We start from the raw sequence: 14,267 nt of genomic DNA on the forward strand, positions 1-14,267 counted from the left end.
CGGGGCGGGCGGCCGCGCCAACGAAGAAGGACCCCGCCGAGGCGGGGTCCTTCTGTCTGTGTCCGAGGGGGGACTTGAACCCCCACGCCCGATAAAGGGCACTAGCACCTCAAGCTAGCGCGTCTGCCATTCCGCCACCCGGACAAGGTGTCTGTCTCGCGTCCCTCGCGGGCCGTTCCGACGTGGAAAACATTACCAAACATTCCGGGGGCGCCGGTCACACCCCCCTTCGGCCGGGGATCGCCCTTGGGGAGACCGGTCCCGAGCGGGAGGATGGGGGCAGTTCGGTACCGATCAGTGGGAGGAAGCAGCGTGAGCGAGTCGAGCGCGGGCAGGACCGTCACCGGCGAGGACGAGGTCGTCGACCTCTGCCGGGACCTCATCCGGATCGACACCAGCAACTACGGCGACCATTCGGGCCCCGGCGAGCGCAAGGCGGCCGAGTGGGTCGCCGAGAAGCTCGCGGAGGTGGGGCTGGAGCCGCAGATCTTCGAGTCCCACAAGGGCCGCGCCTCGACCGTCGCGCGGATCGAGGGGGAGGACCCGTCGCGGCCGGCGCTGCTGATCCACGGGCACACGGACGTGGTCCCCGCCAACGCCGCCGACTGGACCTACGACCCCTTCTCGGGCGAGATCGCCGACGGCTGCGTGTGGGGCCGCGGCGCCGTCGACATGAAGGACATGGACGCGATGACGCTGGCCGTCGTGCGCGACCGGATGCGCAGCGGCCGCAAGCCCCCCAGGGACATCGTGCTGGCCTTCCTCGCGGACGAGGAGGCCGGCGGCATCTACGGCGCGCGGCACCTCGTCGACAAGCACCCCGGGCTGTTCGAGGGCGTCACGGAGGCGATCGGCGAGGTCGGCGGCTTCTCCTTCACCGTCAACGAGAACCTCCGGCTCTACCTCGTGGAGACCGCCCAGAAGGGCATGCACTGGATGCGCCTCACGGTGGAGGGCACCGCGGGCCACGGCTCCATGACCAACAACGACAACGCCATCACGGAGCTGTGCGAGGCCGTGGGGCGGCTCGGCCGCCACCAGTGGCCGGTGCGGGTGACGAAGACCGTGCGGTCCTTCCTGGACGAGCTCTCGGACGCGCTCGGGACCCCCCTGGACCCGGACGACATGGACGCCACGCTCGCCAAGCTCGGCGGCATCGCCAAGATGGTGGGCGCGACCCTGCGCAATTCGGCCGCCCCGACGATGCTCGGCGCCGGCTACAAGGTCAACGTCATCCCGGGCCAGGCCACGGCCCACGTCGACGGCCGGTTCCTGCCCGGGTACGAGGACGAGTTCTTCGCCGACCTCGACCGCATCCTCGGCCCGCGCGTGAAGCGCGAGGACGTGCACGGGGACAAGGCGCTGGAGACCGATTTCGACGGCCGGCTGGTGGACGCCATGCAGGGCGCCCTGCGGGCCGAGGACCCGATCGCCCGCGCCGTCCCGTACATGCTCTCGGGCGGCACGGACGCGAAGTCCTTCGACGACCTCGGCATCCGCTGCTTCGGCTTCGCCCCGCTGCAGCTGCCGCCGGAGCTCGACTTCGCCGGGATGTTCCACGGGGTGGACGAGCGGGTGCCGGTCGACGGGCTCACCTTCGGCGTACGGGTCCTGGACCGATTCATCGACAACGCCTGAGAATCGAAGAGGTGTGCGCATTCCACTGAGAAGAGTGAATGCACTCATACGCTCGTAGCCCTGGTGATCCCTCCTCGTTACAGGTGGTGCGGTCCGCGGCTGGGACCGCAATTGCCTACTAGGAGGAACAATGATCAAGAAGGTTGTCGCCGCTGCGGCTGCCACTGGTGGCCTGGTTCTCGCGGGTGCGGGTCTGGCTGTCGCCGACGCGGGTGCCCAGGGTGCGGCCATCGGCTCGCCCGGTGTCCTGTCCGGCAACGTCGTCCAGGTCCCCGTCCACGTTCCGGTGAACGTGTGCGGCAACACCATCAGCGTGATCGGCCTGCTGAACCCGGCCTTCGGCAACACCTGCGTCAACGCCTGACGTATCTGAGGTTCTGGCCCCGGGACGCATGCCAGCGTCCCGGGGCCGCCGGGCTTTCCGGCCCGGTTTTCCACTCTTCGGCGTACCCGGCGGGGGACCAGCACGGCCGGGCCGCCGAGCTACGCACACGTACACACCAGGGGACGAGCACAGATGCGACGACCGGCACAGGTCACCAGGAAGACCCTGATCACAATGGCTGCCGCGGGCGGTGTCCTCGCCCTCGGCGGAGGCCACGCGCACGCGGACTCGGGCGCCTCGGGACATGCCGCGAACTCCCCGGGCCTGCTGTCCGGGAACAACGTGCAGGCGCCCGTGGACGTCCCGGTCAACGCCTGCGGGAACACGGTGACGGTGGTGGGAGGCCTGAACCCGGCCTTCGGGAACCACTGCGCCAACGTCCCGGGCAAGCCGGGGAAGCCCAAGCCGCACAAGCCCGGCCGCCCGGGTCCCGAGCACCCCGGTCACCCCGGTCCCGAGCACCCCGGTCACCCGGGCCCGGAGCACCCCGGTCACCCCGGTCACCCGGGTCCGGAGCACCCCGGTCACCCGGGTCCGGAGCACCCCGGTCCGGGGCAGCCCGGCGGTGGCGACGAGCCCTGCGACGACCACCCGGAGCACCCGGGCAACCCCGGCAACCCGGGCGGCCCCGGCGGCGAGAACCCCGAGACCCCCGGCGGGCCCGGCACACCCGGGACGGAGAACCCCGGTTCCGGGACGACCACACCCGGCACCCCGGGGGCGCCGGGCGGGAACACCCCCGGCAACCCCGGCACCCCGAGCGGGCCCGGCCAGGGACCCGGCACCCCGGACCGGACGCCCGGCACCCCCGGCCTCGCCGCCACCGGCTCCGGCGACGTCCTCACGGCGGGCCTCCCGATCGCGGGCGGCCTGCTGCTCGCCGGCAGCGTCCTCTACCGCCGGGCGCGCAACGCCGCCTGACGGACCTTCACGACGCGGGCCCCGGTCTTGGGGCCCGCGTCACCACGTGGCCCGGACCTGGCGGATGATCCGGCGGCGCAGCCGCACGCGGCGGCTGCCGTCCCGGTGCAGGCTCAGCCGGTCGAGTTCCCAGTTCCCGTACTCGGCATGGTCGGTCAGCAGGCGGGTCGCCTCCTTGCGAGGGACGCCGCGGGGCACGTACACGTCGACGAATTCGTATTCCGGCATCGCATCTATTGTGCGGGCAGCGCCCTGCTACGGATAGCGTCTCCTCTATGTCTGATGCCGCTCTGCCCACTGTTGCCGAGGTACGCGCCGCCGCCGAGGCGGTCAAGGCCGCGCTCGACCGCCACCTCGCCGCGGTCGAGCGCAGGACCGGGGACGAGGACCCGGACGTCTACGCCGCGTTCAACGAACTCGCCGCCGCCGCCGAGGACTACGACGAACTCCTCTACGACCGGTACGACGAGGTCACCCCCTTCGAGATCCCCAGCCCGGACGACGGGGTGCCGTACACCGGCCCCGCCGAGCCGGCCGCCTTCAGCGTGCTCATCCGCCGCGACTACGCCGTGGTCGAAACGCCGCGCCTGATCGCGCAGGCCGAGCGCGTGGCCGCGCACGACGGGGACGCCGAACTCGTCCACGACGGCGGGACGGCCGGCGCCCTCGGCGTGCTCTTCGGGGAGTACGAGCCCGACGAGATCGCCTCCCGCGCCAAGGACTTCGGGCTGGAGGAGGGCGACTCCACCCTCTGGATCGCCGCCTCCGAGGAAGCGGCGGAGCCCGGCGAGTGGCTCGACTCGCCCTTCGGCCACACCGACCCGCAGGACGTCCTGCACCGGTTCGACGTCAGCTCCGTCTTCGACGAGGAGATCGACCAGTTCGACGGGGGCGACGAGGGCGAGGAGCAGGGTGAGACCGCGCGGTCCGGGTTGACGCCGGCCTGATCCGGCCCGTCCGGGCCCCTCCCCGCGGGGCGGGGCCCGGCGCCGTCGCGCCGGCTATCCCGGCTGCTCGGGCTGTTCCCGGGCCGCGGCCCCCAGGGCGGCCAGCAGGCCCGTGAGGCGGGTGGTCCGCGGCTTGGGCGGGACCTCCGCCACCGCGTGCGGCAGCGCCTGGTCGACGCCGTGCACCACGGACAGGTGGCGCTCGGCCCGACCGAAGGCGGTGTAGACCCAGTCCCGGGACAGTGCCTGCGCCGCGTCGCCCGGCAGCACGACCACCACCGCGGGCCAGCGCGCGCCGACGGCCTGGTGCGCCGTCACGGCCCAGCCGTGCCGCACCTGCGCCTCCACCAGCTCCTTGGGTACGACCACCCGCGCGCCGGCGCGGTCCAGGTGCAGCCCCTGCGCGTCGGCCGACACCACCCGGGCCGGCAGGGCCCGCCCGGGAGCGGGCACATGGACGACCCGGTCGCCGGGGTCGAAGCCGCCGAACCGGCCGGGACCGGGATTCAGCCGCTCCTTGAGCGCGGCGTTCAGGGCGCGGGTCCCCGCGGAGCCCGCATGGCCGGGGGTGACGACCTGCACGCTGTCCGCCGGGATCCCGAAGGCCCTGGGGACCGACTCGGCCACCAGCTGCACGCAGCGGTGCACGGCCTCCCCGGCGTCCTTCACCGGGACGATGACGATCTCCTTGCCGGGGGCCTCGACCTGGTTCAGCTCCCCGATCCCGACGCCCGAGACCAACTCGCCGAGCGGCCCGGGGTCCGGGGTGCGGGAGACCACCTGCGGGCAGACGCGGGCCGCGAGCACATCGGCGAACACCCGGCCGGCACCGGCGGACCCGAGAACTCCCGGGTCCCCCGAGAGCACCAGCCGCGCCCCGTCCGGGACGGACTCCACCAGCGCGGCCGCCGTCTCCACGTCCAGCTGCGGGGCGTCCAGGACCACGAGCAGGTCCAGTGCGAACTGCCCGTCCGCGTCCCGGCCGGGGCCCTCGGTCCCGGACAGCAGTCCGGCCGTGGTCACCGAGCCCTCGGCGGGGGCGTGGGCGGCCAGGCAGACGCGCAGCCCCTGCTCGCGGGCGGTGGCGGCCAGGGCGAGGGGCTCGGCCCGAGCGGTCTCGCCGCCGGTGTGGGTGACCAGGCCGTGGCCCGCGACCGCGCGGATGAGCGCGGCGGCGGACGGGTTCGGGGCGGCCCCGGCCGCCTCCTCCCAGTCCGCCCGGGCGTCGAAGGCGTTGGCCAGCCGGGCCAGGCCGTCGGCGAGGCTCTCCTCGGCCATGGCGGCGCCCTCCAGGCCGACCAGGACCCGGACGGGCCGCTGCTCGGACTCCTCCGGCGGGTCGCCGGCGTCGTGGGCGTCCGGAGCGGGCCCGGCGGCGCCCGCGCCGCCTTCCGCCGGCCCGCCCAGCGGTTCGTGGAACACCAGCACCGCGCCCTCGCCGACGGCCTGCTCCAGTGCCCCGGCCGGGTCCGGCACCGCGTACTGGGCCAGCGCCGACCACAGGACGGGAGCCTCCAGCGCGGTGTGCCCCTTCGACCCCGCCACGGCGAGCAGCCAGCCCACCAGGGCGGCGGTACGGCGTTCGTCCCCGGGACCGGCCTGGGAGCCGAGCAGCGCCCGGGCGAACCCGTCCGCCTGGGCGGGATTGACGGCGGGCAGCGAGAGCAGCAGCCACGGGTCCTCGGCGAGGCGCTCGGCGGCGTCCTCGCCCAGGGCCGACGCGGCGGGACCGCAGAGGGCCTCGGGGGCGCCGCCGCGGGCCAGTACGGCGCGTACGGCGTCGAGGGCGGCCGCTGGGGGCGCGGGGGCCAGCGCGGGCTCGGGAGGCGGCGCGTGCGCCGGAGTGCGGGGCCGCGGCGGGGGCGCGGCGGCGGGGCGGCGCGGGGCGGCCGGGGCCTCGTCGAAGGAGACGGCGGCGCGCTCGGCGCCGCTCTCCACGGCCCGTACGGCGGCCAGCAGGTCGGCGGCGGTCCCGCTGAGCTTCGCGCCGGCCTCGACCGGGGCCTGGCGTTCCGCCTTGCGGCGGGCGATGCGTTCGCGCTCGATCCGCTGCGCGGCCAGGTAGGCCCCCCCCACGCAGAGCGCGGGTGCCTCCGGCGCGGCCTCCGCCGCCCGACCGCCCTCGGCCGGGCCGACCGCCGCGTCCGGCTCCGCCTCCTCAACACCCGCGGCCTCGGCGTCAACCGTCTCCGCGTCGTCCGCGCCGTCCGCGTCGGCCGTCCCCGCGCCCTCCGGGCCGGCGGTATCCGGACCATCGGCACCGGCGGCCTCGGCATCAACCGTCTGCGCGCCGTCCGCGTCAGTGCTCCCCGCGTCCGCGGCCTCCGGGCCGGCTGCGCTCTCCGCGGCGGGGGTGTCCGGGGCGGTGGTGGGCTCCGGGGCGGGGCCGTCGTCCGCCGCCGCGCCGGGCCCGGTCGGCGCGGGCTCCGCGGTCGGACCTCCGGGGGCGGCGGCGGTGGGCTCGGCGCCCGGGGCCTCGTGCCCGGCCTCGCCGGGTTCCGCGGCAGCGGTGTCGGAAGCTCGGCGGTCCGTACTCACAACGTGCTCCAGTCCTGGTCGGGGTAGCGGTGCACGGGCGCCGACACGTCGTCCAGCGCCCGGCAGATCTCCTCCGGAAGACTAAGCGCCTCCACCGACAGCGCCGCCGCGAGCTGCGCCGACGTACGGGCCCCGACGATCGGCGCGACCACCCCCGGCCGGTCGCGGATCCAGGCCAGCGCCACCTGGAGCGGGGTGACGGCCAGCCCCTGGGCCGCCGTGGCCACCGCGTCCACGATCAGGCCGGCCGCCTGGTCCAGGTACGGGTCCACGAACGCGGACAGGGTCTCCGAGGCGCCCCGGGAGTCCGCCGGGGTCCCGTCGCGGTACTTGCCCGTCAGGACCCCGCGCCCCAGGGGCGAGGAGGGCAGCAGACCGATCCCGAGGTCCAGCGCGGCGGGGAGCACCTCCCGCTCCACGCCCCGCTGGAGCAGCGAGTACTCCATCTGCGTCGAGGCGATCCGGGTCCGCGTGCCGGGGGCCGCCAACTGCCAGGTCGCGGCCTTCGCCAGCTGCCAGCCGCAGTAGTTCGACACCCCCGCGTACCGCGCCCTGCCGCTGCTCACCGCCAGGTCCACCGCGTGGAGGGTCTCCTCCAGCGGTGTCCACGGGTCGAAGGCGTGCACCTGCCACAGGTCCACGTAGTCGGTGCCCAGCCGGTCCAGGGAGGCGTCCAGCGCGGCCAGCAGGTGCCCGCGGGAGCAGTCGTAGCGCCGGTCCGGGTCCGGGACCCCGCCCGCCTTGGTGGCGATCACCAGGTCCCGGCGCGGCACGAGCCCGCCCACCAGCTGCCCGAGGAGGTACTCCGCCTCGCCGCCCCCGTACACGTCGGCCGTGTCGACGAGGGTGCCGCCCGCCTCCCAGAACGTCCTCACCTGCTCGGCGGCGGCTTCCTCACGGGTGTCGCGGCCCCAGGTGAGGGTGCCGAGGCCGATCCGGGAAACGCGCAGTCCGGTGCGGCCGAGATGCCTCTGCTCCATGAGCGCTGAGACTACTGGGGCACTGCCGCGGGAGACCCGGGCGCGCTACAGTCCCCGCAGACCAACGTTACTGATCGGTACACCGGTAAGGGGACGACATATGCGGCTCGGCATCAATCTCGGCTACTGGGGTGCGGGCATGGACGCCGACAACCTCGCCGTCGCGCAGGAGGCCGACCGTCTCGGCTACGACGTCTGCTGGGCCGCCGAGGCCTACGGCTCCGACGCCCCGACCGTGCTCGCCTGGGTCGCCGCCCAGACCGAGCGGATCGACGTCGGCTCGGCCATCCTGCAGATCCCGGCCCGCCAGCCCGCGATGACCGCGATGACCGCCGCCACCCTCGACTCCCTCACCAAGGGCCGCTTCCGGCTCGGCCTGGGCGTCTCCGGCCCGCAGGTGTCCGAGGGCTGGTACGGCGTGAAGTTCGACAAGCCGCTCGCGCGGACCCGGGAGTACGTGGAGATCGTCCGCAAGGCGATGACCCGCGAGCGCCTCGCCTACCAGGGCGAGCACTGGACGCTGCCGCTGCCCGACGGGCCGGGCAAGCCGCTCAAGCTGACCGTGCACCCGGAGCGCGAGCACATCCCGCTCTACATCGCGGCCATCGGGCCGAAGAACCTGGAGCAGACCGGCGAGATCGCCGACGGCGCGCTCCTGATCTTCCCCGCGGCCGAGCACCTGGAGGCCACCGCGCTCACCCCCATCCGGGCGGGCCGCGCGAAGGCCGGCCTGACGATGGAGGGCTTCGACGTGTGCCCGACCGTGCCGCTGGCCCTGGGCCAGGACGTGAACGCGCTCGCGGACATGTTCCGCCCGTACACCGCCCTCTACGTGGGCGGCATGGGCAGCCGGAAGCAGAACTTCTACAACCAGCTGGCCCAGCGCATGGGGTACGAGAAGGAGGCGGCCGAGATCCAGGACAAGTACCTGGCCGGGGACAAGGCCGGAGCCGCCGCCGCCGTCCCGCACTCGCTCATCGACTCCACCACGCTGCTCGGCCCGGTCGAGCGGATCGCGGACGGGATGCGGGCCTACGCCGAGGCCGGGGTCACCACCCTGACGCTCGCGCCGGCCGGCTTCACCCTGGACGAGCGGATCGCCGCCCTGCGCGCGGGCACCGAGGCCCTGGAAGCCGCCGGCGTCGCATAGCGCCTGGCGGAAGCCCGCGGCCGTGGTGGGGGCTCGGGGGGTCTTCCCCGCCACGGCCGACACAGCCAACAACGCCCGGGGAGCCCGCCGGGTTACGCATCCGGTTCCATCCCGCGCGTTCGTTCATTCGGACGAGTGGAGCGGCCCCTCGGTTGCCCCTGCCCCGGAGCCGCGTTTGACTCGTCGCATGCTCTCTGCCCGCAGCCTGTTCCAGGAGATCGTCGACAACGACGACTCCTTCCAGCTGTTCTGCTCCATCGCCGCCAGCGGGGAGGCCCAGGGCGGCTGGGAGAACGCCAGGATCGCCGCGCTGGTGCCGGACTCCATGCGCGACCTCGCACCCAAGATCACCCGGCACGGCGCCGACGAGGACAAGCACGGGCGGATCTTCAACGCCCTGCTCCGCAAGCGCGGCCTGCCACCCGTGCCCGTACCGCCCGAGACCGACTACACGCTGCTGCTGGAACGCGCCGGCATCGGCCTCGCGCACGAGAAGCTGCGCGGCGACCGCCCGCTGAGCGAGCGCGACATCGTCGTGTACCTCTCGCACAGCCGTGTCACCGAGCAGCGGGCCGCCGACCAGATGGACATGCTGGTCAAGAACTTCGGCGACCACCCCGACGTCGGCAGGGCCATCCGCATGATCAGCCACGACGAGGACAACCACCTCGCCTACTGCCACGAGGAGTTGCTGCGCCTGGCCCGCGAGGGGCACGGCCGCACCATCCAGCGGGTGCTGCGCGAGTGCGCCCTCGTCGAGATCGGCGTCTACCGCGATGTCAGCCTCGCCGTCATGGGCCACATGGGCCGCCTGCTGAACTGGCCCGCGCCCAAGGCGGCGGTACTCGCGGCCGGAATCCGGGGCATGTACGCGTACGAGCGGTTCAGCGGCTGGCACCGCATGGTGAGCCTGCGCGCCCCCGAACGGCGCGACGCGCTGGGCGGGGCGCCGCTCGTCTCGGCCGAGTACGCGTAGGACCCGGACGGCCCCGCCGGGGAAGCATGGCCCCGCCGGGGCCGCCCCAGCCGCCTCCGCCCGAGCCACGCCCTAGAGCCAGCCCCGGCGCTTGAACATCCGGTGCAGGCCCAGGCACACCCCCGCCATCAGGACGAGCACCGCCGGGTAGCCCCAGGGCTGCCTCAGCTCCGGCATGTCGTCGAAGTTCATGCCGTAGATCCCGGCCACCATCGTGGGCACCGCCGCCATCGCGGCCCAGGCCGAGATCTTGCGCATGTCGTCGTTCTGCCGGACGCCCATCTGCGCCAGGTGCGCGGAGAGCGCGTCCGACAGCAGCCGGTCCAGGCCCTCCACGTACTCGTTCGCCTTCGTCAGGTGGTCGGCCACGTCGCGGAAGAAGGGCTGCGCGCGCTCGTGGACGAACGGCACGTTCCCGAAGGCGAGCCGGTCCATCGGCTGGAGCAGCGGGCTCGTCGCGCGGCGGAACTCCAGTACCTGCCGCTTGAAGGCGTAGATCCGGGCGGCGGTGTTCTTGGTGTCCGAGGCGGTCGGGGCGAAGACGTCCGCCTCCAGCCCCTCCAGGTCCGCCTGGAGCTCCGCCGCCACCTCGATGTAGTGGTCCACCACCGCGTCGGACACCGCGTACAGGACGGCCGTCGGGCCGTGCCCGAGCACCTCCGGTTCCCGCTCCAACCGGTGGCGCACCGCGGCCAGGGCGGCCCCCTCGCCGTGCCGGACCGTGACCACGAACGAGTCGCCGATGAACACCATCAGCTCGCCCGCGGTCACCGTGTCGGTGCTGTCGTCGTACAGCACCGGCTTGAGGACGACGAACAGGGAGTCGTCGTACACCTCCAGCTTCGGGCGCTGGTGCGCGGTCAGCGCGTCCTCCGCCGCCAGCGGGTGCAGCCCGAACTCGCGCCGCACGTGGTCGAACTCCGCCTCCGTGGGCTCGTACATGCCGATCCACACGAAGGCGTCGCCACTCGCCCGCGCCAGGTCCAGGGCGTCCGAGAAGTCTTCCGGCCCCTCGCTACGGCGGCCGTTCCGGTACATCGCGCAGTCGACGATCACGCGGGCATTCTTCCCCGCTCCGGGCCGACCCGCACGCGGACGGCACCGCATACGCTGGCGCCATGGCCACTCTGATCCTCGTACGACACGGGCGGTCCACCGCCAACACCGCAGGACTGCTCGCCGGATGGACCCCGGGGGTCGCCCTCGACGAGCGCGGAGCCGCCCAGGCCGCCGCGCTGCCCGGCCGGCTGGCCGGGGTGCCGATCGCGGCCGCCGTCACCAGCCCGCTGCAGCGCTGCCGGGAGACCCTCGCCCCGCTGCTCGCCGCGCGGCCGGAGCTGGCGCTGCACACGGACGAGCGGATCGGCGAGTGCCACTACGGCGACTGGTCGGGCCGCAAACTCTCCGAGCTCGCCGACGAGCCGCTGATGAGGATCGTCCAGCAGCACCCGTCCGCGGCCGCGTTCCCCGGCGGCGAGTCCATGCGCGCCATGCAGGCGCGCGCCGTGGAGGCCGTACGGGACTGGAACGCGCGGATCGAGGAGGAGCACGGGAGCGACGCCGTATTCCTCATGTGCTCGCACGGCGACATCATCAAGTCCCTCGTCGCGGATGCCCTGGGCATGCACCTGGACCTCTTCCAGCGGATCCACGTCGACCCCTGCTCCGTCACCGCGGTCCGGTACACGCCGACCCGCCCCTTCGTCTTCCGGCTCGGCGACACCGGGGACTTCGGCTCCCTGGTGCCCGCCGAGGACGCCCGCGCCCCGGAGGCCGGGGCCTCCGGGGCGGCGGCGGCGGAACGGGCGGCCGAGGACGGCGGGAACGCCGTCGTGGGAGGCGGTGCGGGCGCGGTGTGATCGAACGGCGCAGTAGGGTGGACTGGCCCGCTACGGGCGCCCCGCACGCGCAGACCCGCCTCTGCCGCTGAGACTTGGAGACTGGACGTGCCCCGTCAGGTGTTCCTCTACGACCCCCCGGACCGCTTCGTGGCCGGCACGGTCGGTCTGCCGGGACGCCGTACGTTCTTCCTGCAGGCCTCCTCCGGCCCCCGTGTCACCAGCGTCTCCCTGGAGAAGACCCAGGTCGCGGCGCTGGCCGAGCGGATGGACGAGCTGCTGGACGAGGTCGTGCGGCGCACCGGGGGCAACGCCCCGGTCCCGGCCGTGGCCCCCGCCGAGGCCGCCGACACCGCGCCGCTGGACGTCCCGGTCGAGGAGGAGTTCCGCGTCGGCACCATGGCCCTGGCCTGGGACGGCGACGAGCAGCGGATGATCGTCGAGGCGCAGGCCCTGGTGGAACTGGACACGGAGTCGGACGAGGACCTCGCCGAGGCCGAGGAGCGGCTGCTGCAGGACGAGGAGAACGGCCCGCCGATGCTGCGCGTCCGCCTCTCCGGATCCCAGGCCAGGGCCTTCGCCAAGCGTGCGCTGGACGTGGTGAACGCGGGCCGCCCGCCCTGCCCTCTGTGCAGCCTGCCGCTGGATCCGGAGGGCCACGTGTGCCCGCGCCAGAACGGCTACCGGCGCCAGGCGTGACCGCCACGGGGGAGCTGGAGGAGCTGCTCGCCAAGGGTGAGCTGACGGTCGTGGGCCGCATCCGGGAGGCCTCGAACGCCGTCCTGCTGTGCAGCGTCGCGTACGGGGGCGTGAGCGCGGACTGCGTGTACAAGCCGGTCAAGGGCGAGCGGCCGCTCTGGGACTTCCCCGACGGCAGCCTGGCCCGGCGCGAGGTCGCCGCGTACCTGGTCTCCGAGGCCACCGGCTGGGGGCTGGTACCCGCGACCGTGCTGCGCGAGGGGCCCTACGGCGAGGGCATGGTCCAGCAGTGGATCGAGTCCGCCGAGGAGGACGCGCCGACGGCGGGACTGCTCGGGCTGGTCGAGGGGGAGGAGCCGGGGGAGGGCTGGAAGCCCGTGGCCTTCGCCGAGGTCGGGGAGGGCCGCACCGCGCTGCTCGTGCACGCCGACGATGCCCGGCTGCGCCGCCTCGCCGTCCTGGACGCCGTGATCAACAACGGCGACCGCAAGGGCGGCCACCTGCTGCCCGCGCCGGACGGGCGGCTCTACGGCATCGACCACGGCGTGACCTTCCACGCGGAGGACAAGCTCCGCACCCTGCTGTGGGGCTGGGCGGGAGAGCCGCTCACGGACGAGGCGCGCGGCGTGCTGGGCGGGCTGGAGGCCGAGCTGTCCGACGGAGCGCCGCTCGCCACCCGACTGGCGGAACTGATCACCGCCGTCGAGCTGGCCGCCGTACGGGACCGGGTGGCGCAGCTGCTGCGCACGGGAACGCATCCCGAGCCGTCCGGGCAGTGGCCGTCGATCCCCTGGCCACCGGTCTGAACCGGCCAGATCCGACACGCATAGATCCGGCCGGACCGCAAGAGTGCCGATCAGGACAACAGTGCTGGTCCGGTTCGTTTCCGGAACATCCGTCCGGTTAGGCTCGACACATGCATGCCTGGCCCGCTTCTGAGGTCCCCGCCCTGCCTGGCAAGGGCCGCGACCTCCAGATCCACGACTCCGCGACCCGTGGGACGATCACCCTCGCCCCCGGTCCCGTCGCCCGTATCTACGTCTGCGGCATCACCCCGTACGACGCTACCCATATCGGTCACGCGGCGACCTACAACGCGTTCGACCTCGTACAGCGGGTGTGGCTCGACACCAAGCGGCAGGTTCACTACGTCCAGAACGTCACGGACGTGGACGACCCGCTGCTGGAGCGGGCACTGCGCGACGGCCACGACTGGACCGAGCTCGCCGAGCGCGAGACGGCCCTCTTCCGCGAGGACATGACCGCCCTGCGGATGCTGCCCCCGCGGCACTACATCGGCGCCGTCGAGGCCATACCCGGCATCGTGCCGCTGGTCGAGCGGCTGCGGGACGCGGGCGCCGCGTACGAGCTGGACGGCGACGTCTACTTCTCGGTCGAGTCCGACCCGCACTTCGGCGGGGTCTCGCACCTCGACGCCGAGGCCATGCGGCTGCTCTCGGCGGAGCGGGGCGGCGACCCGGACCGGCCGGGGAAGAAGAACCCGCTGGACCCGATGCTGTGGATGGCGGCGCGCCCGGGAGAGCCGAGCTGGGACGGCGGCTCGCTGGGCCGCGGCCGGCCCGGCTGGCACATCGAGTGCGTGGCGATCGCCCTCGACCACCTGGGCATGGGCTTCGACATCCAGGGCGGCGGGTCGGACCTGGCCTTCCCGCACCACGAGATGGGCGCCTCGCACGCGCAGGCCCTGACGGGCGAGTTCCCGATGGCCAAGGCGTACGTCCACGCCGGCATGGTGGCCCTGCACGGCGAGAAGATGTCGAAGTCCAAGGGGAACCTGGTCTTCGTCTCCGCGCTGCGGCGGGCCGGCGTCGACCCGGCGGCGATCCGTCTGGCGCTGCTCTCGCACCACTACCGGGCCGACTGGGAGTGGACGGACGCGGTCCTCGCGGAGGCGGTGACCCGCCTGGAGCGCTGGCGGGCGGCGGTGTCGCGGCCGGACGGCCTGGCGGCCGACGCGCTGGTGGAGGAGGTCCGCGAGGCCCTCGCGAACGACCTGGACGCGCCCGCCGCGCTGGCGGCCGTCGACCGCTGGGTCGAGCGCCAGCTCGCCGCGGGCGGCGACGACGAGTCGGCCCCCGGGCTGGTGTCGCGCACCGTGGACGCGCTGCTCGGCGTGGCGCTCTGACCCGGGGCTGAACGAGACGCAGGACGCCGGGCCGGCCGCTTCCGCGGCC

14 protein-coding genes and 1 tRNA gene are annotated in these 14,267 nt (G+C 74.1%); 10 read left to right on the forward strand and 5 right to left on the reverse strand.

Annotated elements, in window-relative coordinates; genetic code table 11:
- Positions 1-59: 59 nt before the first annotated feature.
- Positions 60-144 (reverse strand) — tRNA-Leu (locus ACFWUQ_RS28830).
- 168 nt (positions 145-312) lie between these two features.
- On the opposite strand from ACFWUQ_RS28830, the gene ACFWUQ_RS28835 reads away from it, so the two are divergent.
- The 3 genes from ACFWUQ_RS28835 (at position 313) to ACFWUQ_RS28845 (ending at position 2,944) form a co-directional block, all read left to right on the forward strand.
- On the forward strand, positions 313-1,638 hold the full coding sequence (locus ACFWUQ_RS28835) for a M20/M25/M40 family metallo-hydrolase (protein ID WP_384543855.1): 1,326 nt from the start codon (positions 313-315) through the stop codon (positions 1,636-1,638).
- A gap of 130 nt (positions 1,639-1,768) precedes the next feature.
- A complete protein-coding gene (chpH, locus tag ACFWUQ_RS28840) occupies positions 1,769-2,002 on the forward strand; it encodes a chaplin ChpH (protein WP_383812603.1) in 234 nt (77 codons plus the stop codon).
- A 195-nt stretch (positions 2,003-2,197) separates the two neighbouring features.
- Positions 2,198-2,944 carry a chaplin gene (locus tag ACFWUQ_RS28845; RefSeq protein WP_384543857.1) on the forward strand — a complete coding sequence of 249 codons (747 nt, stop codon included), beginning with the start codon at positions 2,198-2,200 and terminating at the stop codon, positions 2,942-2,944.
- 39 nt (positions 2,945-2,983) lie between these two features.
- Here the strand turns inward: ACFWUQ_RS28845 and ACFWUQ_RS28850 are convergent, their stop codons facing one another.
- Positions 2,984-3,172 (reverse strand): DUF5703 family protein, encoded by a 189-nt coding sequence (locus ACFWUQ_RS28850; protein WP_073774709.1) that lies wholly within the window; start codon positions 3,170-3,172, stop codon positions 2,984-2,986.
- A gap of 47 nt (positions 3,173-3,219) precedes the next feature.
- Between ACFWUQ_RS28850 and ACFWUQ_RS28855 the strand changes: the two genes are divergently transcribed.
- Positions 3,220-3,891 (forward strand): hypothetical protein, encoded by a 672-nt coding sequence (locus tag ACFWUQ_RS28855; RefSeq protein ID WP_384543859.1) that lies wholly within the window; start codon positions 3,220-3,222, stop codon positions 3,889-3,891.
- Between the two features lie 54 nt (positions 3,892-3,945).
- On the opposite strand, the gene ACFWUQ_RS28860 is transcribed toward ACFWUQ_RS28855, so the two are convergent.
- Together ACFWUQ_RS28860 and ACFWUQ_RS28865 are read right to left on the reverse strand one after the other, a co-directional pair.
- Positions 3,946-6,429: an ATP-binding domain-containing protein gene (locus tag ACFWUQ_RS28860; RefSeq protein WP_384543861.1), complete on the reverse strand. Its 2,484-nt coding sequence runs from the start codon at positions 6,427-6,429 to the stop codon at positions 3,946-3,948.
- Positions 6,426-7,409 carry an aldo/keto reductase gene (locus ACFWUQ_RS28865; RefSeq protein ID WP_384543863.1) on the reverse strand — a complete coding sequence of 328 codons (984 nt, stop codon included), beginning with the start codon at positions 7,407-7,409 and terminating at the stop codon, positions 6,426-6,428. Before ACFWUQ_RS28865 ends, ACFWUQ_RS28860 begins: the two co-directional genes overlap by 4 nt.
- A 100-nt stretch (positions 7,410-7,509) precedes the next feature.
- Here ACFWUQ_RS28865 and ACFWUQ_RS28870 point away from each other — a divergent pair, with 100 nt between their 5' ends.
- Both ACFWUQ_RS28870 and ACFWUQ_RS28875 read left to right on the forward strand, forming a co-directional pair.
- Entirely contained in the window at positions 7,510-8,559 is a 1,050-nt protein-coding gene (locus ACFWUQ_RS28870) for an LLM class F420-dependent oxidoreductase (protein WP_384543865.1), read from the forward strand.
- 187 nt (positions 8,560-8,746) lie between these two features.
- A complete protein-coding gene (locus tag ACFWUQ_RS28875) occupies positions 8,747-9,535 on the forward strand; it encodes a ferritin-like domain-containing protein (RefSeq protein WP_384543867.1) in 789 nt (262 codons plus the stop codon).
- A gap of 72 nt (positions 9,536-9,607) precedes the next feature.
- On the opposite strand, the gene corA is transcribed toward ACFWUQ_RS28875, so the two are convergent.
- Positions 9,608-10,591, reverse strand: coding sequence for a magnesium/cobalt transporter CorA (gene corA / locus ACFWUQ_RS28880; RefSeq protein ID WP_384543869.1), 984 nt, complete (start codon positions 10,589-10,591; stop codon positions 9,608-9,610).
- Positions 10,592-10,653: 62 nt separating this feature from the next.
- Here corA and ACFWUQ_RS28885 point away from each other — a divergent pair, with 62 nt between their 5' ends.
- From ACFWUQ_RS28885 to mshC, 4 genes are all read left to right on the forward strand, one after another.
- Complete coding sequence (locus tag ACFWUQ_RS28885; protein WP_384543871.1) at positions 10,654-11,394, forward strand: histidine phosphatase family protein; 741 nt, start codon at positions 10,654-10,656, stop codon at positions 11,392-11,394.
- A gap of 87 nt (positions 11,395-11,481) precedes the next feature.
- Positions 11,482-12,072 carry a DUF3090 domain-containing protein gene (locus ACFWUQ_RS28890; protein ID WP_384543873.1) on the forward strand — a complete coding sequence of 197 codons (591 nt, stop codon included), beginning with the start codon at positions 11,482-11,484 and terminating at the stop codon, positions 12,070-12,072.
- Complete coding sequence (locus ACFWUQ_RS28895; RefSeq protein ID WP_384543875.1) at positions 12,036-12,878, forward strand: SCO1664 family protein; 843 nt, start codon at positions 12,036-12,038, stop codon at positions 12,876-12,878. The genes ACFWUQ_RS28890 and ACFWUQ_RS28895 overlap by 37 nt, the downstream gene beginning before the upstream one ends.
- A gap of 110 nt (positions 12,879-12,988) precedes the next feature.
- Entirely contained in the window at positions 12,989-14,218 is a 1,230-nt protein-coding gene (gene mshC, locus ACFWUQ_RS28900; RefSeq protein WP_384543877.1) for a cysteine--1-D-myo-inosityl 2-amino-2-deoxy-alpha-D-glucopyranoside ligase, read from the forward strand.
- Positions 14,219-14,267: the final 49 nt, after the last annotated feature.

It is taken from the genome of Streptomyces sp. NPDC058662 (assembly GCF_042716255.1).
Lineage (GTDB): Bacteria > Actinomycetota > Actinomycetes > Streptomycetales > Streptomycetaceae > Streptomyces.

Excerpts from the sequence above, each read along its gene's own strand:
- ACFWUQ_RS28845 (WP_384543857.1), top strand. The coding sequence starts at position 2,198 with ATGGCTGCCGCGGGCGGTGTCCTCGCCCTCGGCGGAGGCCACGCGCAC.
- ACFWUQ_RS28875 (WP_384543867.1), top strand. The coding sequence starts at position 8,747 with ATGCTCTCTGCCCGCAGCCTGTTCCAGGAGATCGTCGACAACGACGAC.
- ACFWUQ_RS28870 (WP_384543865.1), top strand. The coding sequence starts at position 7,510 with ATGCGGCTCGGCATCAATCTCGGCTACTGGGGTGCGGGCATGGACGCC.
- ACFWUQ_RS28865 (WP_384543863.1), bottom strand. The coding sequence starts at position 7,409 with ATGGAGCAGAGGCATCTCGGCCGCACCGGACTGCGCGTTTCCCGGATC.
- ACFWUQ_RS28855 (WP_384543859.1), top strand. The coding sequence starts at position 3,220 with ATGTCTGATGCCGCTCTGCCCACTGTTGCCGAGGTACGCGCCGCCGCC.
- chpH (WP_383812603.1), top strand. The coding sequence starts at position 1,769 with ATGATCAAGAAGGTTGTCGCCGCTGCGGCTGCCACTGGTGGCCTGGTT.
- ACFWUQ_RS28850 (WP_073774709.1), bottom strand. The coding sequence starts at position 3,172 with ATGCCGGAATACGAATTCGTCGACGTGTACGTGCCCCGCGGCGTCCCT.
- ACFWUQ_RS28885 (WP_384543871.1), top strand. The coding sequence starts at position 10,654 with ATGGCCACTCTGATCCTCGTACGACACGGGCGGTCCACCGCCAACACC.
- mshC (WP_384543877.1), top strand. The coding sequence starts at position 12,989 with ATGCATGCCTGGCCCGCTTCTGAGGTCCCCGCCCTGCCTGGCAAGGGC.